The organism is Apilactobacillus nanyangensis, from assembly GCF_016861915.1.
In the GTDB taxonomy this organism is placed as follows: Bacteria; Bacillota; Bacilli; order Lactobacillales; family Lactobacillaceae; genus Apilactobacillus; species Apilactobacillus nanyangensis.
In genome coordinates this window covers 34,635-52,912 of the sequence record NZ_BOLX01000003.1, presented here as the reverse complement: position 1 = coordinate 52,912, position 18,278 = coordinate 34,635, and the positions used below count along the sequence as shown (strand labels likewise).

The window sequence follows — 18,278 nt, the reverse complement described above, 5'->3', positions numbered from 1 at the left end:
TTATATATGATAGTAAAAAACGCCCCAAAACGGGCGTTGAAACTTTATTTTGAAATGTCGGCGATTACCTTGTTGTTTGGTAACTTAATACCAGCTGCGGTAATGGCTTCAAGGTATAGTTGTAAGAATTTGAATTGAACATCAAATCTTGCTTCGTCCGTAGTTGGAATGAATTCCTTAACGGCAATTGTTCCATCACCCATATCAACGGTACCTAGGATATCTGGATCACCAATGATTCCTTCGGTGCTTGGAATGTTCTTAGCATTAATGTCTTTCATAATGTTAATAACTTCAGTGATAGGGGTATCTGGGTTAACGCGAATGTCGATATCTGCCTTCATGCGTTCCTTAGACATGTTACAGATGTTAGTAATATATCTGTTAGGGATGAAGTTTAAGGCATCGTTGTTACTTCTAATCTTAGTGGTTCTAAGACCGATTTCAGAAACAGTACCGGTGACGTCTCCGATGGTAACGTAGTCTCCAATGCTAATTTGTTTTTCAAATAGAATGAAGAAACCATTGATGATATCACTGGCTAATCCTTGGGCACCTAAACCAATGGCAACTGAGAATAGACCAGCACCAGCAAGTAGTGTTCCAATTGGTACACCAATAAAAGTTAGTACAGAGTAAATCCAGAAGAATACTAGGATGTACATGTATGAGTTAACTGATAATGAGTGTAGAGTCTTCAATCTGTTTTCAGGAATACCACGTTCTCTCTTGGCGTAGTTCTTAAATAGATGGTTAATTACACGTTTACCAATTCCCTTTAAGATTAAGAAAAAGATTGAAATCAATACGATATCGATTACAATATTTGTTAAATTATGTAGGATTTCGTCCCAATTAAAACTTTGAAAATATCTTGTTATGAAACTAGGGTTGGTTGCAACCTTTAGCATATAGTTCACTCCTTAAACAATTATCACATCTAATATCGTAACATCAGTTTTAATCATATAACAGCTAAACGGTTTAACTTAAGAAAATGTTAATCTATTGCGGCTTACATCGGTGTTAGAATAAAGTTAATGAACGATTTGTCCATGCCATAGGTGGCGATGCTAATGATTAATGTCAGTATCAAAAATATTATGTTTACTTTGATGGCTTTGTGTAAATAGATTTTTCTACCGATAACAAATACGAGTGTGATAGCAGCCATTACAGCTATCAAGAAGACGATAAGTCCACTCATTAGACCGAATTTATACATGTTACGCATCTCTTTTCTATTTAATAAGTTAATCATAACACCAATCATACATATTTAAATGATGAATAACTTTATGGAGGAATTAACAGTGAAATATGAACACAAGCGCCAACTTACCAGAGATAAAATTGAGGGCGCGTTAATCAAAGTCGCAAAGACCAAGGGAATCGCTGACGTAACGGTTAGTGATATTATTAAGGCCGCAAACATTAATAGAAGTACTTTTTATCGTCACTATATTGATAAACCGGATTTGATTGATAGTATCGAAGATCGTGTCATTACCGACATTAAAGAAGCTAATGTTGAATTGAAAAGCAGTGAGTTGGAACACATCAACACCGCAGCCGGTAAGTTTGTTTATAAATTTTTGACTGTAATTGAAGAAAATCAACCCATTCTAGAATTATTATTAAGTGAAAAGGGTGACATTCGTTTTACCTTGAAACTAATTGCCTTCTTTAATCAAATGGTGGCCTCTACTACAGAAGTGTTTACTGATAAGATGGATGAAAAGAAACGCAAACTCTTTGCGGCATATAACTCATCTACCGCAATGGGGGTCGTTACATTTTGGGTTCATCATTTTGATCAATATGATAAGGACTACGTCTATGATTTCTTGATGCATCGAGAATACTAAAAAAACACGCTATGAATTTCATAGCGTGTTTTTTATTAGGGGAAGGATAATTACTAGTTATTCTGCGCTTAAACTTTCGATTGGATCTAGTTTAGCACCCTTGTTTGAAGGGAGAATTGAAGCTAGTAGGTTGATGATAACGGCAACTACGATACCGAAGATGGCGTTACCAACAGAGATTTGGATGATTGAGTATTCAATCAATCCGTGAACAGCTGAGTTAATACCTAATTGAATTAGGTATGAAATAACGACAGCTGATACTGATGAGAAGATTCCTAGGAATAGTGATTGGCTAACGAATAGCATTCTGATGTTACCCTTAGTAGCACCTAAGGCACGTAGAATACCAATTTCCTTAGTTCTTTCAGCAACACTAATGTATAGGACAACGATAATCATGATTGCTGATACTAATAGTGAAATACCAGCAATGGCAGCTAATACGTATACTGCAAGATTAATGTAAGTGTTTAGAGTTGATACAATCGCACCAGCACCTTGGATGCTGTATGCTTTCTTATCATTAACTTTAATTGCTTTGATGCGGTTTTGAACCGGGTTAACGTTGTTAACGCCACCCTTGATGTTTACATTTAAGAAGTTAGGTTTAATTGTGATTCCATTGTTTGCTAAAGCTTCTTTAACAGTATCGTAGTTGATAATGGTAAGTGGGCTTTGTGAATCAATGACACCTGAAATTTTTAGGTTTTCAGTTACAGGGAATGGAGTACCATTCTTTGATGCGGTGAATGTAACTTGGATTTCCTTACCAACCATTGAGTTAGGGTTCTTTTTGTCTAATGCCTTAGCAGCAGCAGTGTTAATTAAGATTTCTCCGTCTTTAGGAGTTGTACCATGTTTGATGTTATCTTCATTAATAGTAGCCAAACTAGTAGTCATGTATGAAGATTGGGCAGTATTGTTACCGGACTTCATTTGAATACCAGTTGAAGCAAAAGCACGTTCTACAGATTTAACACCCTTAACATCTTCTAGTCGTTTTACATCATTATTTGTAAAAGGTGAATGGTCATTGGTATTTTTATGGGAAATTTGAATGCTGTTCGGATTTACTTGAGAGTAAATTTCGTGGTTAATGTATCCTCTAACACCGTTTCCAAGACCTAACATGAATACAACGGAGAAGATACCGATTAATCCACCGAAGATAATTAATAAGTTACGTTTTGAGTTGTATTTGATGTTATCCCAAGTCATCTTAACGATTGACTTAAATGATAGTGATTTTGATTCTAGTGCTGGTGCGTCACTTTCTGCGTACTTGTCGCGAAGAGTTCTGTCTTCGTCGATACGACCATCAGTCATGTGAACGATACGAGTACCGTAATCAGCAACCTTTTGAGAGTGGGTAACAGTTAGGACTAATTTTCCTTCCTTAGCAATGTTATCCAAGATTTGTAGAATTTCAGTTGTGTTTTCTGGATCCAATGCACCAGTTGGTTCATCGGCAATTAGCATTTCTGGGTCACCAGCCAAAGCACGGGCGATAGAAACACGTTGCTTTTGACCTCCAGATAATTGGTTAGGATACTTGTGGATGTGATCGCTTAAACCAACTTTAGCAAGTAATTCTTTAGCACGTGCAACTTGTTCCTTTTTTGAAAGGGTAGTCATTTCAAGTGGAACTAATACGTTATCTAAAATAGTTAAGTGACTGATCAGATTGAAACTTTGGAAAATGAAACCAATTGTCTTACGACGATATTCATCTAGTTGCTTGTCAGTATCATGCTTTAATGAACTTCCGTTTAGTAAAACGTCACCTTCGTATTTACTGTCTAATCCACCAATGATGTTCATTAATGTAGACTTACCACCACCTGATTCACCAAGGATTGATACCATTTCGCCTTTTTCGAATGATAAATCAATTCCTTTTAGGACTTTGAATTCGTCCTTTCCTAGGTAGTATGATTTTTGAATGTTTTTTAATTCTAAGAATGACATTATTTTCACTCCTTGTTTTTTTCTTTAATTAATTTGTATTGACTATTATATGCGGGATTTTTCTAAAAACAATCATTAAAATGAAAGAAAGTGTTGCATTTTGAGAGAAAAATTGCGAAAAATTATAAATTGTCATACTTTGTAATATTACTATATCATTCTTGAAACATTCGGCGTCTATAATGCAAATCAAAGATTCATTTAGAGAAATAGGAGTGAGTTATATTGATTAAGTTTAGTTTTAAATCAATATTGATGACAATGGTCGCTTCACTTGCTTTAACAACAGGGGTTGGAGCAGTCGGAAGCATCAATACACATGCAGACGCAAGTAGTAAAAACGTATATGACTTGTCAGAATGGCAAGGTCGTCTAACAAACCAAAAAGCCCAAAATTTAAGTAAAGAAGTTCCTTTTGCAATTCTTAGAGTTCAATATGGATCAAGTTACAGTGATAAAACATTTAACCACAACAAGGCATTGCTTGAAAAATACAACGTGCCTTATGGTGTTTACTCATTTAGTAGATATAATTCATCAGCATCTGCTGCCAAAGAAGCTCGTGACTTATATAACAGAGCACCAAATGCTAAGTTTTATGTAAACGATTTTGAATCTGCTTCAATTAGTCGTAAGCATTCAAATGCAGCAACAGCTAAGTGGGTAGCAACTCTTCGTCCATTAGTTGGATCTAGAAAGATTCTTTTCTACTCATACTTAAGCTTTATGCAAACATATGCTTCAAAAGCACTAAGTAAATACGATGGATACTGGTTAGCTTCTTATACTAAGAACGAACCATCAGTTGCTCACGTATTGTGGCAATATACTGATCGTCATTATTCTTCAGCACTAAAGAAGAAGGTTGATGCAAGTAAATTACGTCAACAAGAATCATGGTTCTTAGGAACTGTGGTAAACAATGACCAAAATGTTCAAAACAAACAAGGCAATACTACTGTTCAACCTGCTGCCACACCTAAAGCTCAGACTGCTAATGTTGTTAAATTAGCTGCGAATGCGAAAAAGGCAAAAGTTAAGAAGACAACTGCAAAGAAAAAAGCTGTTAAAAAATATGTTAAGAAAGCCAAAAAGCATGTTAAAAAGGTGACTCATCACAAGAAGAAACACGTTAAAAAGGTTGTAAAAAAGGTTCATCACAAAAAGAAACATCATAAGAAATACAGAGCATAATAAAAAGCGATAGTCATTTAGACTATCACTTTTTTTGATCTTAAAACAAATAAAAAAACCTAGTCAAAGGGCTAAGTCTTCTTATTATGTGGAATTATAGATAATTATGAATAAAAATATGGAAAAGCAATTTGCTTTATTAGTTAACATTGGGATAAAGCTAACTTGGGATTTCTCCCAACTGCTCCGGCTGGACTCGAACCAGCAACCATCGCATTAACAGTGCGCTATTCTACCATTGAACCACGGAGCAAAAATGAGGTGAAAAATTATCTTTTTTAATGAGTAGCGTTCCACTCAACTGCTCTAACTGGACTCGAACCAGTAACCTTCGCATTAACAGTGCGCCGTTCTACCATTGAACCATAGAGCAAGAATGAAATATGTGCTTGGAATTTAATCCAACTACTCAAAAGAGCATAAATATGTCTGCATGTGATATTTAAATGAGAGAAAAATGTGAAATGTTTTTCTATTAAATATATCAAATGACAACGATAATTTTTAACGAAAGCACCTTACAAACCTTGTAAAACCGTTAATCTAACGATTTGCTTATGTAGTTATCATATCTCTGTCGTTGTTTATAATAATACACCATTATTAAAAGAATGCAACTGTTTTTTCATTAAAAATTAATAAAAAGAAAAAGCCCACAATGAACGGTTGATATAACAATGTTTTTCACTGTGGACTTTTTTAATTATTCTAACATTTGATCTAATTCTTTAACAAAAATGGGGGTCCAACCATAACGATATCCAGCACATGTTGGATGAGTATCATCTAACATGAAACAAGGGTTTTCTTCATTCATTTTCTTTAATGCCTTGTTGTTCCAAATATCAATGATTGCGAAGTGCCATTTTCTTTGTAATTCAAATAACTTATCTCGTAGGAATTCGTATTCAGGTTCGGGTTTTCTTAGACATGTATAAAAGACTAATGGGCAATCCCAAGTATCTTGAACGGTAGCGGCTATGTATTCAACCGCACCGATTGTGGTCTGAGTATCGAAATCTTCAGCATTATATGATTTACTGATTCGTCCCATTTCAACACCATTTCTTTGATCATTGGTAGATAATTGGCAGGCGAATAAATCATAGTGAGAATCAAAATTTAAGTTCTTTTTCATTCTGCTAATGTAAGATTTTTCGTTAATATCTGCTAATGTGGTTCCACTAACCGCCTCTTTGATTGCATGAACACCATGTTCGACTCTTAAAAAGTCTACAAATGAGATTCCTTTAGCAGCAAGTCCAGCCGTCACAGAGGAGCCAAGGAAAACGATTTTTTTACCGTTTAGATTGTCATCTACAAAGAAATCTCTAGAAGGTTGATAGATTTCGCTGTTAGCTCTTCTAATATCAATGCTTTTCTTTGATAACTTTACAAGCGCAGCGCCGGCTGCAGTGAATAATGCAGTTTTAATCAACCCGTATTTCATTGTAATTAACCCCTCATAGATTTTTTATTTATTAACTCAATTTTACTAGCATTTGATAGTCACTACAATTAATCGAAGTAAACTTAATCAATATTTAAACATTTGTGTACCTAACTTTGTGATTAAAATATCATTCTAATGATCTTTCAAACTATGTTTTTACCAATAATATTAGAAAAAACATTAAAAAAAGTCTGATTTATAGCCGTTCCTCCTCTTAAAATGGGGAATTGTTAATCTTAATCGAAAATATTTCATCTTTTTTTCACTTTTTTACTAATATTGCTTGCTATATAATCGCACAAAAGGTAAAATAACTCTTGTAAATTAAATGTGATATTTATCACAAAGTAAAGTTATAAAAATATTAATTAAAAATTATTAGGAGGCCACACACTAATGAAAGTTATCGTAGTTGGTTCTTCACACGGTGGATATGAAGCCGTTCGTGGAATGCTTTTAGAAAACCCTGACGCAGAAATCCAATGGTATGAAAGAGGAAACTTCATCTCATTTTTATCATGTGGTATGGAATTATACCTAGAAGGTACTGTTAAGGATGTAAACACAGTTGCTTACGAAACTGTAGACAACGCTGAAAAAGATGGTGTACATGTATTTGTACAACAAGAAATCGCAAGTATTGATGAAAAGAACAAGTCAGTTCATGTTAAGAACTTAGCTGATGGTTCAGAACGTGATGAAGGCTACGATAAGCTAATCCTAGCTATTGGTGCTACTCCTCGTCGTTTAGACGTTCCTGGTAAGGACTTAGAAAACCTATACGCAATGCGTGGCCGTGACTGGGCAATCAAACTAAAACAAAAAATGGTAGATCCTGACCTAAAACATGTTTTTGTTATCGGTTCAGGTTACATTGGAATCGAAGCTGCTGAAGCATTTGCTAAAGCAGGTAAGGAAGTTACTATCGTAGACCACAATCCTCGTCTATTAGGTAACTACCTAGATTCAGAATTCACTGAAAAGCTAACTCAAGAATTCAAGGAAAACGGCGTTAACTTCGTTGGTAGCGTAAACGTTGCTGAATTCGTTGGAAAAGACGGTAAGGTTTCAGGCGTTAAGACTGATCAAGGTACTTTCGATGCTGAATTAGTTGTTGAAACTGCCGGTGTTATTCCAAACACTTCATTAGTAGATGGTCTATTAGAACTAGACGAACGTGGCCGTATCAAGATTGACGAACACCAAGAAACTAGCGTTAAAGATATTTACGCCGTAGGTGACGCAACTAAGGTTCCATACGCACCAACTGGTGAATTATCATCAATCGCTTTAGCATCAAACGCTCGTCGTCAAGGACGTACTGCCGCTGCTAACGCTGCTGGAAGAGAATTAAAGATGACTGCCGTTTCAGGTTCATCAGCACTATCAGTATTCAACTACCACTTTGCTTCAACTGGTGTTAAACAAGACACCCAAGAAAAATGTGGTGTTAAGGGTGCTGAATCAGTACTAATTGAAGACTGGGCAGTTCCTCCATTCGTATCAGAAGAAGCTGGAAACGCTAAGGTTTACTTCAAGATTACTTTTGACCCAACTGATGGTCGTATCTTAGGTGGCCAAATCATGTCAACTAGAGATGTTACTGCAAACATCAACACTATCTCATTTGCTATTCAACAACATGCAACTGTATACGACTTAGCATACGCTGACTTCTTCTTCCAACCTGGATTTGATCGTCCTTGGAACATCATGAACGAAGCTGCACAAGCTGCTGTCAGAAAGATCAACAAGTAAGAATAAAAAAGACGCTGAAATTTTTCAGTGTTTTTTAATACTAATTAGTTGACACGGTGTCACTATAAAAGTAATATATTCAAAAATGACACAATGTCACCATAAAAAAGGAGTAGTTACGAATGCCTACACAAACTTTTTTAAATTTAAATGAAGACAAGCAAAACCAAATTTTCAATGCGTTGATTAACGAATTCTCAAATCATCGTTTAATGGATGCACAAGTAGCGAGAATTATTAAAGATTGTTCAATCGCGCGCGGTTCTTTCTACAAGTACTTCGATGATATTAATGATAGTTATCAATACGCTTTAAAGAGGGTTTTAAGAGAGATTCATTTTGATGTATTCGCACAGTTGAAGGCAGAACCAACTGATTCACTTCATGCTTTTTATGTGGCAACTGAGTCTTTTATCAATGAATTGGAAAATTCTGATTACGAACAGTTTTATCGTCAATACGTCCTATTTAACCAATACGAATTAAAGCACGTCGAATATGATTACAATAATCTACCTGATGACAAACTAATTTTGATGGTTAACGGTCAAAAGATTGCTGATAGAAAAACAATCGTTTTGACATACAAGTGGGCGAGTCGAGCAGCTCATCAAACCATTCGAACTGTATTGAACGGTGGCGACGATAAACAAGCGCTATCAGATTTTTCTGATTTGTTAAAACTAATTAATAAGGGTTTAGTTAACTAGGAGGGACCATCGTGTTTTTATCACTTCGCGAAATTAAGAAGAGCAAATTTAGATACAGTCTAATTTGTTTAGTAATCGTGATGATTGCATACTTGATTTTCATTTTAACCGCATTAGCTAACGGTCTAAGCGAAGCTAATCGTCAAGCAATCGATTCATGGAATGCTGAAAAAATTGTTTTAAATTCTGATGCCAATGGTTCATTGGATCAATCTACTATTACTGCACAACAAGCCAAAAAGGCCAGTGCGGACAAGCGCGCCGACATCACTCAAATGAGTGCCAACGTGCAAACTGTTTCTGAAGGTAACAAGGTGGGCTCACAAGTAATTGGTTTGAATAAGAATCAATTCATCTACCGTGACTTAAAAATCGTCAATGGTCACAAGTTGACCAAGGATAATGAAGTCGTAGTCGACCAAAGTCTATTAGAAACAGACGGCTATCACTTGGGTGAAAAAGTGAAGTTCAGCAGAAACGGTCACGTCTTTAAGATTGTCGGAACCGTTAAGAACAATCAATTGAATGTGGCACCTGTAATTTATGCTACTAACGATGCCGTGCAAACCGAAAAATTTGGTACTGACGTGAACCATACCATTAGTGCCATGATTTATCGAAGCGACGTCAAAAAGGAGGTTGCTGGAACTCAAATCATGAACATCGAAGACTTCATCCAAGATATTCCTGGATACAGTGCCCAAAACAGCACCTTTGAATTCATGATTGCGTTTCTACTATTAATTACCTTAGTGGTAATCTCAATCTTCTTATACGTCTTAACCATGCAAAAGATTCCATACTTTGCCGTGTTAAAGGTGCAAGGGGTATCAAACGGATATCTAGCCATGAACGTGGTTTCAAACGCGTTAATCCTAGCGATTGTCGGAGTGGCAGTCAGTGGATTATTAACTTTCTTAACTGCCATTTCAATGCCGGCAGCAGTACCAATGACCTTCGATATAACATTGATGGGTGCGGTTGCTGTGATGGTAATTGTGATGTCGATTATTGGTGGATTAATTCCAATGCGCACCGTCGCAAAGATTGATCCAGCCAAAGCAATGGGAGGTTCATAATGAGAAAAATTGAATTAACTAACATCAACAAAGTTTTTGGCGACAAGATGGCCGCCACTACTGCTCTTGAAGATATCAATTTCTCCGCCGACTCAGGTGAAGTGATTGCCATTACCGGACCTTCTGGTTCAGGGAAGAGTACCTTCATGAAGATTTTGGGTGGCATTCTTTCTGCCACATCCGGAGATATTAATATCGACGGTAGTGACTACGGCAATATGAGTAAAAAAGAACAAAGTAAGTTTAGATTGGAACATATCGGTTTCATTCTTCAAGCCTACAATCTATTGCCTTACCTAAAGGTATCTGATCAATTCAGACTAGCCGATAAGGTGAAGAAGAGTGCAAACATTGACACAGAAACATTCTCAAAGTGGGCTCAAGCACTAAAAATTGATGACCTAATGAACAACTATCCCGATGAATTATCTGGTGGACAACAACAACGTGTCGCAATTTTGCGTGCGCTATACACCAATCCAGATATCATCTTGGCAGATGAACCAACCGCTGCCCTGGATGGAAACATGGCCGTTAAGTCGATGCAAATGCTACAAGACTTAGCACACCGTGAAAACAAGACGGTTATCATCATTACTCACGATGCCAGATTATTGAAGTATGTAGATAAGAACTATCGCATCGTCGATGGTAAGGGTCAATTTATTGATGTAAATAATGCAGAATTAGTATAGAAAAAAGCAGCTAAGAAATATTCTTAGCTGCTTTTTTGATTATTTTTGGTGTTTCTTTTCAACGTGGTTAGTGATGTCGCTGTAGAAACGTTGTTCAAGTTTGGAAGAACCAGAACTCTTGAATGCTTGCCAACTACCGACTAAATCGATACTAAACAAGCTAATCTTGTCTTCGATTAAGAATTCTTTTTCAAGGGTTTGCTTTAAGTCTTTCACAATTTCCTTGGTACGATCTAGAACTTCGAATTCCTTTTCGTTGATGAATGATGATTCGAATTCCTTTTGGTACTTGTTCAAGAAGTTACTCATCACTTCTTGTAATTCTTCGTCATATTTGGGAATGAATTTGCGCTTACCATCTTCGAACTTGTGGTAACCGTCATCCACTAGAAATGATAATTTAAACCATTCAGTGTATCCATCTCTGGAATCCTTGTAACTTAAGTCAGGATCGTTAAATTCGTTAAACATTTCATTTACTAGTGCAATTGCCATAATGGTTCAAACTCCTTCGTCCAAATATATTTTCTAACTATATTATATACTAATATTTTCTGTTTTTTACTTCAAATTATTTAGTTTTTTGGATTGCTTGAATTTCTTTGTATTGGTTTTGCATCCATGAAATGTAGTTAGGTTCATTACTTGGCTTAGTTTCAGTCACGTAGACGATTGGTAGGTTGTTTTCCTTAGCTAGCTTTACTAGGTTGTTAACGGTCTTGCTGTTAACTTGCTTGTTAACAACGAAGAATGAAAGCTTGTGGTTCTTGATGTCTTCTTGAAGTGAACGAATTGATTTTGGACTTGGATCGTTGTCCTTTTCAGTTGCTTCTTCAAATGAAGTGTCAGATACCTTGTAACCCATGTTTGCTAGTGAGTAATCGAAAACGGGTTCTGAAACTGCGACTGGTTTGCTCATCTTGTTTTTCTTGATGTCATCAAGCTGAGTGTTTAAAACCTTTAGTTTTTCAATGTATGCCTTAGCGTTAGCTTCGAATTGTTTCTTGTGTTTTGGTTGTAGCTTAGCGAACTTGTCTGCTAGGGTGTTAGCTAGTTTTTCCATTGTGGCAACGTTGTACCAGATGTGTGGATTGTCACCAGTCTTTTTACCCATTAGACTACCGACGTTGATTGAATCAACATCATTGTTGCTGCTGGCTAGTTTTTGAGCCCATGAATCATATCCTAGACCGTTGTAAATAACTAGGTTAGCTTTATAAACGTTTTTAGCGTCTGAACTAGATGGGTTAAAATCGTGTGGATCGATGTTTGGGTTGTCGATGATTGATGTCACTTTACCGTATTTACCCAATACGTTCTTAGCAACTTCACCGTAGAAGTTCACTGAAGAAGTAACGTTGATGCTTTTCTTGGGGTCATTTGCCTTGGTAGAAGAACAACCAGCAAGAACAACTAAGAACATGCTGATAAAAGCAATTAGACCGACTACTTTAAATTTTTTCATTGTTTGCCTCCAAATAAAAATATACCGAATTCTGTTATATAACAAATATAGTTATATATCTAAATTCGGCATATGTCAAGAATGATGTTTTTTAATCATTAATATGGGTTTTCAAAGTTCCTAATAGTTGAGAAACGTGGTTATCACTTAATTGATAGATTCTTTCCTGGCCATCCTTTTCGCTGTAAACAAGGTTAGCATCCGCTAATATCTTCAAATGGCGAGAGATGTTTGGTTGGGAAGTTTCAAAGTAATTCATTAAGTTGGACACATTACTTTGATTGTTGGCTTCTAAATAATACAAAATCTTAATTCGAAGTGAATTATCTAAAGCTTTGGTAATCATATGTAGTTTTTTGTCGTTTATGATCATAATTTCCTCCGCGAGTTGTGATATTTAAATTATAACGTTAAATGGCATAAAAACAAAACGACATCACGCAATTATTGCTTTTTTAGTCGATTAATTTTGGCCCCAATTTTTTCTTTGCGGTCATCGGATACACGATACATTACCTGTGCATACCCAATAATGATAATAAGAAGTGATAAAAGGATAAAGACGGGAATTGATAGGTGCCATCTAAAGGCATCAAATAACGTTTTTATCGAAACAATCGAGTCTAGCATGCAAGCAAATGAAATATAGGCCCATGCAGTCGATTGGTTAGAAACGTTGTAAAAAACCCTGAACTTTTTGATGTCGGTATCTGATTTAGCGTTCAATAAAATCTTTTTCAAACGATTACGTTCCAGCATAATTTTAAGTGGTGGAATCATCCATAATCCTGCTCTCATTGGATGATATTTTTTGGCAGAGTGTTCTGCTTTATGTAGTTCGTTAATTTGTCCAGACATGTCTAAAACACCTTGAAATAGGCAAAAGACAAACATTATGTAACTGGCTGAAAAACTAATAATTGCGTAAATCATGGCACACCTCTTATCTTTGGATAAGTTTATTGTAACATTTATATAAACTTTGGTTGCAAAATAAAAAAATAGCATTATTATTGATTAGGGAAAAGAAAAATGAGGGGGGCTTTCAAATGAAAACTGTAATTTATGGTCATCGCGGTGTACCAGATTTATATCCAGAAAATTCACTACAAGGATTTCGTTATGCACTGCATAATCATATTGAAGGGTTAGAATTTGATGTTCATTTAACTAAAGATAATGTCCCCGTTGTGATTCATGATGAACGAATTGATCGTACAACTGATGGTAGAGGATTCGTAAAGGATTATACATATGAAGAACTATCACGTTTTTCATTATCTAATTACGAACCAATTCCAAAGTTACAAGAAGTCTTAGAATTAGTTGAGGGCAGGGATGTTCACGTTAACTTAGAATTCAAGACCAATAAGATTCACTACAAGAACATTGAAGAAATCGTCATTAAAATGGTGGATGAATATGAATTACTTCATCCAATCATATATTCATCATTTAATTTATCATCGATTAAGATTGCGCAAACCATTACTCACGATGCTAAATTCGCGTTTTTAACCGGTAATCGTGTCGATAATCCAAAGGAATTCATGGCTGCTAATCACTTAGATGCATTACACCTTCGTTTTTACCAACCTGATATTGAAGATAAAGAACGCATTTGGACCGTTAACGGCAATTTACGATTACGTTTTATTATGAAACGTAACGTCGCTGGTGTGTTTACCAACAATTTTGAACGTGCAATTAAAATTAGAGACGAAGTCGAAAGAAAAAAAGGTAACAAAAAAGATAAATAAGTGTTAGAATACTTTTATTCTACTCATGGAGGCTATATTATGGCACTTACAACTGCTGAAATGTATTTTTTAATTACAAGTAAGTCCAAAGATAGCCGCGTAATGCTAAAAAATGTTCGTCTACGTGCTTATTTAGTAGACAGCTGTTTGTTAGACTTAGCGGCTGCAGGGGTAATTAAATTAGGTGAAGATAAGCGAATCGAGATAATCGACAATTTACCACACAAGTTATACTTCTTGAACTCTTTTATGGATTTGATTATTCGTAATAAGAATGAAGACGTGGATACAATCATGGCAAAACTTTTGCAAAACATTGATGTAATGAAACACACTTACATGGCGTTAGGCGAACAGTTCTATGAAGGTGGCCACGTCTTGGAAAAGAAGAAGGGCTTAGTACACAAGGTAAGAACCTTTGTACCAAAGAACCAAACTAACCAAGAAATCATTGATGCGATTTATGATCAAATGATGGGTTCAGCGCCAATGACAGTTAACGTTTATTGCTTAGCTAAGATGCTAACCGTTAGTCGTCAATTAAAGCTATGCTTTAAGAGTCGTGAACGTCGTGTGATTTGCACAAGATTAAAGCGACTATCTGAACATCCTGAATACAATCATATTCAAGAATTAATCGATACTTTTGGTGAACATATGAGAAATGTTGCTACTTTGGTAGCCAAAGAACAACCAGCCTCATACATGACCAAAACAAAGACAAGCACAATATAAAAAAGACTCAGCGATTGCTGAGTCTTTTTTGTTATCCTTTGAATTCTAAAATGAATTCTTTATCGTTAGTTTGTTTGATTTTGATGTTCCAAAGCGGTGTAAATACGATACCGTCATCGTATTCAATAATCAATTGGGCATCATCATAGGCCTTGCCACCATCATTTTCGGCTAAATATTTTACAAATAAGATGGCGTCTCTTTTTCGATCAAAGAAGGGTAGCATATGGTCTTGGTAGAAAATGGTGTAACCATGAAAAGTTATTTGAGGCATTGTAGTCTCCTATTTTAAAAGTCAGATTCTAGTTCGTAGTGGGTAGCATCGATTTCTTCGATTGAAATGTAGTCGCCACCATTGGGATGAAACGTTAATTGATCGTTATCGACATCAACGACTAGTAATAAGTCACTTCCGGCGTTGAATGCCAGTCTTTCGTTATTTGCGTCGAAATAACCGTCGATTTGATCATCGTCGTATCTCAAATGATACTGTCTGATTTGAACTTCTCTCATTTAAATCTCCTTGCCCTATACGGGTTGGTATTCGTTGGCGATGATGCGGTATTTTTTATCATCGACTTTTTTAATCGTAACTCCTGATTGTGGTAGCAATACTAAGCGTTCATTTTTGAATCTAATCTTGATTCTATCTTCACCATCTAACATAAAAAAGGTTAACCCTTCTTCGTTGTTGGTATAAGTAGAATGGTCTGGATTAAACAAGAAAGTGTAATCCATAAATTGCAATTTATCCATTGTAATTTCCTTCCTATTTATTAGACAAGATGTTAGCATTTCCTGCCTAATTATTCAACAGCGACTAGGTTAACCTTGTTTGTGCCATCAATAGCACTGATATCTGCGATTAATTCATCGATTGTTCCATCCATTTGACTCAAGTCCAGTGAAATCACGACACTGGCTGAATCGTTGATGGGGATGTTTTGGTTGATTGTTAAGATGTTGGCATCACGGTTTGAAATGGAATTCAAAACCTTGGATAAGATACCACTTTTATGACTTAGCAAAAATGAAATAACGGCTTTTCGTTGCCATGATGATTGTTGGGCTTCGTAAACGTAGTCCTTGTACTTGTAGTAGCTAGCACGACTGATGCCGACTTTTTTCACGGCTTCACTGACGTTTTTAACTTCCCCGTTATCAATCATTTTTCTTGCTTCAATGACTTTCCCGAATGCTTCTGGTAGAAGCGAGTCATCGACAATATAATACTTACTGATTGTTCTCACCACCGTTAGTTCATGATTTCAACATTTTTGATGCTGAATTTTTCGAATCGTTTTTGTAACGCTTCTATTATTTTATCACGTCTATCAGCTGAATTACTAATGATTATTAGTGTTGATCCACTTCCGCTGATATATACGACAGAATCGTTTTCTTTGACGATTTTTTTGACGTCATCAAAACCGCTGATTAACTTTTGGCGGTAGGGTTCATGCAAACGGTCATCGATGGCATCGTTTAGTTGTTTGATATCACCGTTTGATAGGGCGTTTAACATCGCTAAACAATGAGAGAGTTGATGGGCTACCGTTGTGGTTTTAACTTCCTTTGGGACAATCTTTCTGGCTTCATTGGTTGAGACCTTGAAGTCGGGAATGACGGCAGTGAAGTAGTAAGAATCATCGATAGGGTATTGGATGACGTCGTAGTGACCATTGCTATCTTCAAATGCCATACATAATCCGCCGTAAATGGCGGGAGCAACATTGTCGGGATGGCCCTCCATTGCTGTGGCGATTTGGAGGATGGAATCCTTATCGACATCTTGTTTGAAGTATTTAAACGCACCGATGATTCCAGCAACGATACAAGCTGATGAACTACCTAGACCGCGTGATTCCGGAATTTCACTTTGAATATCAATTGAGATGGTAGGAACTTTTTGTTTTAAATGCTTACATCCTTGAATGAAGCCTTGATATACCAGATTGTCTTCATTTTGGAATGCTTCATCACATCCAGTGATGTTAAATTTATCAGCTTCGTCAATTTTGACAGCTGTAAACAGGTTCACGGCCATACCAAGACAGTCGTAACCCATCGCGATGTTAGCGCTAGTTGCGGGCACTATTACTTTTATCATTTTCAAACACATCCTTTATTGTGTCGACTACCAAATCTTCCATTTCATCAGGGTTGATTTTGGCAGGGACAACAGCTTCATCATGCCAGATTTGTCTTAATTGTTCGGGCATTTCAATACCAGTCTTTTCGACTAATAGATCACTAGTTTCAATTGGGCTTTGGCGGTGTTCACCGATGATCGCATCGGAAACGGCATCGACAAATTTGTAAGGACTAGCGGTACTTAGCATTACGACAGGAGTATCTGGATACTGTTCTTTTGTTTCACGTGTAACACGGTATCCGGAAGCTGTATGTGGATCCATTAGGTAATGATATTTTTCAAAGACTTCCTTGATGGATGCTTTGATTTCATCGTCATCGCTATATCCGCAGATAAAGTCATCCTTGATGGATGCCAAGATTTCTGGAAGCACTTCGTATTTACCGTCTTTTTCCAAATCATCCATTAATGATTTAACGTAGTCAACGTTTTCACCGCTCTTGTAGTACAAAAGGCGTTCGAAGTTACTAGAAATTTGGATGTCCATACTTGGCGCGATGGTCTTGAAGAATGGACGATTTCTGTCATAGACACCATTTTCGAAGAAGTCTGCGAGAACCTTGTTGGAGTTACATGCGATGACTAGTTTCTTTACTGGTAGACCTAATAGTTTGGCATAGTATCCGGCTAAAACATCACCGAAGTTTCCGGTAGGGACAGTGAAGATGATTTCGTCACCAACGTTAATTTTGCCGTTTTTAACCATTTGCTTGTAAGCATCAAAATAGTAAACGATTTGGGGAACTAAACGACCAATATTGATTGAGTTGGCACTTGATAGTGAATTGTCGTCACCAAGTTTTTTCTTCAAAGATTGGTTGTTAAAGATTTTTTTGACGTTAGTTTGCGCGTCGTCGAAATTACCATTGATAGCAGCAACCTTAGTGTTGTAACCCTTAGTAGTTAGCATTTGTTGTTGTTGGACCATGCTGACCCCGTTTTGAGGGTAGAATACCATTGCTCCCATCTTGTTGATGTCTTTGAAGCCAGCAAGAGCAGCAGTACCAGTGTCACCACTGGTAGCAGCTAATACCATCACGTGCTTGTTTTCTGGTAGACATTGTCGCATTAGTTTTGGTAATAATTGAAGACCGACATCTTTAAATGCACAGGTAGGACCGTGGAATAATTCTAGAACTGAGAAATTATCGACATCTTTAATGGGTGTGATTTCGTAATCATCAAAGCTGTCATCGTATGCTTCATGGATGCTGTTAGCGATTTGGAAATCTGAAAAATCAGGTAGCAATGTTTTCACAACATCGAAAGCAATTTCTTGGTAACTTTGGTCGATAACTTTATCGATATTAATATTATGAGCAGCTAAATCTGGTAAAACGAATAAGCCGCCGTCATCTGAAAATCCTTTGATGATTGCATCAAACGAACTAATTTCGACGTCTTTATCTCTTGTACTAGTATATTTTTCCATAAT

General features: G+C 36.4%; 21 protein-coding genes and 2 tRNA genes. 8 read left to right on the top strand and 15 right to left on the bottom strand.

The features are described 5' to 3' along the window. Positions 1-44: 44 nt before the first annotated feature. A complete protein-coding gene (locus JUD45_RS01275; protein WP_138727197.1) occupies positions 45-911 on the bottom strand; it encodes a mechanosensitive ion channel family protein in 867 nt (288 codons plus the stop codon). A gap of 402 nt (positions 912-1,313) precedes the next feature. On the opposite strand from JUD45_RS01275, the gene JUD45_RS01270 reads away from it, so the two are divergent. Further along, entirely contained in the window at positions 1,314-1,868 is a 555-nt protein-coding gene (locus tag JUD45_RS01270) for a TetR/AcrR family transcriptional regulator (RefSeq protein WP_187155767.1), read from the top strand. 57 nt (positions 1,869-1,925) lie between these two features. Here JUD45_RS01270 and JUD45_RS01265 read toward each other — a convergent pair whose 3' ends face one another. Further along, the gene (locus JUD45_RS01265; RefSeq protein WP_138727195.1) at positions 1,926-3,839 is read right to left on the bottom strand and encodes an ABC transporter ATP-binding protein/permease; all 1,914 of its coding nucleotides are present in this window, start codon (positions 3,837-3,839) and stop codon (positions 1,926-1,928) included. Positions 3,840-4,064: 225 nt separating this feature from the next. Here JUD45_RS01265 and JUD45_RS01260 point away from each other — a divergent pair, with 225 nt between their 5' ends. Further along, on the top strand, positions 4,065-5,033 hold the full coding sequence (locus tag JUD45_RS01260) for a GH25 family lysozyme (protein ID WP_138727194.1): 969 nt from the start codon (positions 4,065-4,067) through the stop codon (positions 5,031-5,033). 181 nt (positions 5,034-5,214) lie between these two features. Here the strand turns inward: JUD45_RS01260 and JUD45_RS01255 are convergent. From JUD45_RS01255 to JUD45_RS01245, 3 genes are all read right to left on the bottom strand, one after another. After that, positions 5,215-5,286 (bottom strand) — tRNA-Asn (locus tag JUD45_RS01255). A 48-nt stretch (positions 5,287-5,334) separates the two neighbouring features. Continuing rightward, a tRNA-Asn gene (locus JUD45_RS01250) sits at positions 5,335-5,406 on the bottom strand. A gap of 330 nt (positions 5,407-5,736) precedes the next feature. Then, entirely contained in the window at positions 5,737-6,483 is a 747-nt protein-coding gene (locus JUD45_RS01245) for an SGNH/GDSL hydrolase family protein (RefSeq protein WP_138727193.1), read from the bottom strand. A gap of 399 nt (positions 6,484-6,882) precedes the next feature. Between JUD45_RS01245 and JUD45_RS01240 the strand changes: the two genes are divergently transcribed. The 4 genes from JUD45_RS01240 to JUD45_RS01225 all read left to right on the top strand — a co-directional run bounded on the left by JUD45_RS01240 (position 6,883) and on the right by JUD45_RS01225 (position 10,728). After that, positions 6,883-8,244 carry an FAD-dependent oxidoreductase gene (locus JUD45_RS01240; RefSeq protein ID WP_138727192.1) on the top strand — a complete coding sequence of 454 codons (1,362 nt, stop codon included), beginning with the start codon at positions 6,883-6,885 and terminating at the stop codon, positions 8,242-8,244. A gap of 122 nt (positions 8,245-8,366) precedes the next feature. After that, the gene (locus tag JUD45_RS01235; protein ID WP_054483934.1) at positions 8,367-8,954 is read left to right on the top strand and encodes a TetR/AcrR family transcriptional regulator; all 588 of its coding nucleotides are present in this window, start codon (positions 8,367-8,369) and stop codon (positions 8,952-8,954) included. 11 nt (positions 8,955-8,965) lie between these two features. Next, positions 8,966-10,033 carry an ABC transporter permease gene (locus tag JUD45_RS01230; protein WP_138727191.1) on the top strand — a complete coding sequence of 356 codons (1,068 nt, stop codon included), beginning with the start codon at positions 8,966-8,968 and terminating at the stop codon, positions 10,031-10,033. Then, positions 10,033-10,728 (top strand): ABC transporter ATP-binding protein, encoded by a 696-nt coding sequence (locus JUD45_RS01225; RefSeq protein WP_138727190.1) that lies wholly within the window; start codon positions 10,033-10,035, stop codon positions 10,726-10,728. The genes JUD45_RS01230 and JUD45_RS01225 overlap by 1 nt, the downstream gene beginning before the upstream one ends. Before the next feature lie 39 nt (positions 10,729-10,767). Here JUD45_RS01225 and JUD45_RS01220 read toward each other — a convergent pair whose 3' ends face one another. The 4 genes from JUD45_RS01220 to JUD45_RS01205 all read right to left on the bottom strand — a co-directional run bounded on the left by JUD45_RS01220 (position 10,768) and on the right by JUD45_RS01205 (position 13,126). Continuing rightward, a complete protein-coding gene (locus JUD45_RS01220) occupies positions 10,768-11,223 on the bottom strand; it encodes a hypothetical protein (protein ID WP_034534941.1) in 456 nt (151 codons plus the stop codon). Positions 11,224-11,299: 76 nt separating this feature from the next. After that, on the bottom strand, positions 11,300-12,193 hold the full coding sequence (locus tag JUD45_RS01215) for a metal ABC transporter solute-binding protein, Zn/Mn family (RefSeq protein WP_203619499.1): 894 nt from the start codon (positions 12,191-12,193) through the stop codon (positions 11,300-11,302). A gap of 91 nt (positions 12,194-12,284) precedes the next feature. Beyond that, positions 12,285-12,566 (bottom strand): ArsR/SmtB family transcription factor, encoded by a 282-nt coding sequence (locus tag JUD45_RS01210; protein WP_176589783.1) that lies wholly within the window; start codon positions 12,564-12,566, stop codon positions 12,285-12,287. Between the two features lie 71 nt (positions 12,567-12,637). Beyond that, positions 12,638-13,126 carry a hypothetical protein gene (locus JUD45_RS01205; protein WP_203619498.1) on the bottom strand — a complete coding sequence of 163 codons (489 nt, stop codon included), beginning with the start codon at positions 13,124-13,126 and terminating at the stop codon, positions 12,638-12,640. Between the two features lie 116 nt (positions 13,127-13,242). Between JUD45_RS01205 and JUD45_RS01200 the strand changes: the two genes are divergently transcribed. Together JUD45_RS01200 and JUD45_RS01195 are read left to right on the top strand one after the other, a co-directional pair. Beyond that, positions 13,243-13,953, top strand: a complete 711-nt coding sequence (locus tag JUD45_RS01200; protein WP_203619497.1) for a glycerophosphodiester phosphodiesterase family protein — start codon at positions 13,243-13,245, stop codon at positions 13,951-13,953. Positions 13,954-13,992: 39 nt separating this feature from the next. Then, positions 13,993-14,688: a GPP34 family phosphoprotein gene (locus JUD45_RS01195; RefSeq protein WP_203619496.1), complete on the top strand. Its 696-nt coding sequence runs from the start codon at positions 13,993-13,995 to the stop codon at positions 14,686-14,688. Between the two features lie 31 nt (positions 14,689-14,719). Here JUD45_RS01195 and JUD45_RS01190 read toward each other — a convergent pair whose 3' ends face one another. From JUD45_RS01190 to thrC, 6 genes are read right to left on the bottom strand one after another with little or no spacing between them, the layout of a single operon-like run. Next, positions 14,720-14,962, bottom strand: coding sequence for a hypothetical protein (locus tag JUD45_RS01190; RefSeq protein WP_203619495.1), 243 nt, complete (start codon positions 14,960-14,962; stop codon positions 14,720-14,722). Between the two features lie 14 nt (positions 14,963-14,976). Then, positions 14,977-15,201 (bottom strand): hypothetical protein, encoded by a 225-nt coding sequence (locus JUD45_RS01185; protein WP_203619494.1) that lies wholly within the window; start codon positions 15,199-15,201, stop codon positions 14,977-14,979. Positions 15,202-15,216: 15 nt separating this feature from the next. Next, positions 15,217-15,444, bottom strand: coding sequence for a hypothetical protein (locus JUD45_RS01180; RefSeq protein WP_203619493.1), 228 nt, complete (start codon positions 15,442-15,444; stop codon positions 15,217-15,219). Positions 15,445-15,494: 50 nt separating this feature from the next. Further along, positions 15,495-15,929 (bottom strand): ACT domain-containing protein, encoded by a 435-nt coding sequence (locus JUD45_RS01175; protein WP_034530904.1) that lies wholly within the window; start codon positions 15,927-15,929, stop codon positions 15,495-15,497. A gap of 14 nt (positions 15,930-15,943) precedes the next feature. Continuing rightward, on the bottom strand, positions 15,944-16,798 hold the full coding sequence (gene thrB, locus JUD45_RS01170) for a homoserine kinase (RefSeq protein ID WP_203619492.1): 855 nt from the start codon (positions 16,796-16,798) through the stop codon (positions 15,944-15,946). Then, positions 16,770-18,275: a threonine synthase gene (thrC, locus tag JUD45_RS01165; protein ID WP_225879393.1), complete on the bottom strand. Its 1,506-nt coding sequence runs from the start codon at positions 18,273-18,275 to the stop codon at positions 16,770-16,772. Before thrC ends, thrB begins: the two co-directional genes overlap by 29 nt. Between the last annotated feature and the right edge of the window lie 3 nt (positions 18,276-18,278).

Excerpts from the sequence above, each read along its gene's own strand:
- thrB (WP_203619492.1), bottom strand. The coding sequence starts at position 16,798 with ATGATAAAAGTAATAGTGCCCGCAACTAGCGCTAACATCGCGATGGGT.
- JUD45_RS01190 (WP_203619495.1), bottom strand. The coding sequence starts at position 14,962 with ATGCCTCAAATAACTTTTCATGGTTACACCATTTTCTACCAAGACCAT.
- JUD45_RS01215 (WP_203619499.1), bottom strand. The coding sequence starts at position 12,193 with ATGAAAAAATTTAAAGTAGTCGGTCTAATTGCTTTTATCAGCATGTTC.
- thrC (WP_225879393.1), bottom strand. The coding sequence starts at position 18,275 with ATGGAAAAATATACTAGTACAAGAGATAAAGACGTCGAAATTAGTTCG.
- JUD45_RS01195 (WP_203619496.1), top strand. The coding sequence starts at position 13,993 with ATGGCACTTACAACTGCTGAAATGTATTTTTTAATTACAAGTAAGTCC.
- JUD45_RS01210 (WP_176589783.1), bottom strand. The coding sequence starts at position 12,566 with ATGATCATAAACGACAAAAAACTACATATGATTACCAAAGCTTTAGAT.
- JUD45_RS01200 (WP_203619497.1), top strand. The coding sequence starts at position 13,243 with ATGAAAACTGTAATTTATGGTCATCGCGGTGTACCAGATTTATATCCA.
- JUD45_RS01205 (WP_203619498.1), bottom strand. The coding sequence starts at position 13,126 with ATGATTTACGCAATTATTAGTTTTTCAGCCAGTTACATAATGTTTGTC.
- JUD45_RS01220 (WP_034534941.1), bottom strand. The coding sequence starts at position 11,223 with ATGGCAATTGCACTAGTAAATGAAATGTTTAACGAATTTAACGATCCT.
- JUD45_RS01180 (WP_203619493.1), bottom strand. The coding sequence starts at position 15,444 with ATGGATAAATTGCAATTTATGGATTACACTTTCTTGTTTAATCCAGAC.
- JUD45_RS01275 (WP_138727197.1), bottom strand. The coding sequence starts at position 911 with ATGCTAAAGGTTGCAACCAACCCTAGTTTCATAACAAGATATTTTCAA.
- JUD45_RS01240 (WP_138727192.1), top strand. The coding sequence starts at position 6,883 with ATGAAAGTTATCGTAGTTGGTTCTTCACACGGTGGATATGAAGCCGTT.
- JUD45_RS01235 (WP_054483934.1), top strand. The coding sequence starts at position 8,367 with ATGCCTACACAAACTTTTTTAAATTTAAATGAAGACAAGCAAAACCAA.
- JUD45_RS01265 (WP_138727195.1), bottom strand. The coding sequence starts at position 3,839 with ATGTCATTCTTAGAATTAAAAAACATTCAAAAATCATACTACCTAGGA.
- JUD45_RS01185 (WP_203619494.1), bottom strand. The coding sequence starts at position 15,201 with ATGAGAGAAGTTCAAATCAGACAGTATCATTTGAGATACGACGATGAT.
- JUD45_RS01225 (WP_138727190.1), top strand. The coding sequence starts at position 10,033 with ATGAGAAAAATTGAATTAACTAACATCAACAAAGTTTTTGGCGACAAG.
- JUD45_RS01245 (WP_138727193.1), bottom strand. The coding sequence starts at position 6,483 with ATGAAATACGGGTTGATTAAAACTGCATTATTCACTGCAGCCGGCGCT.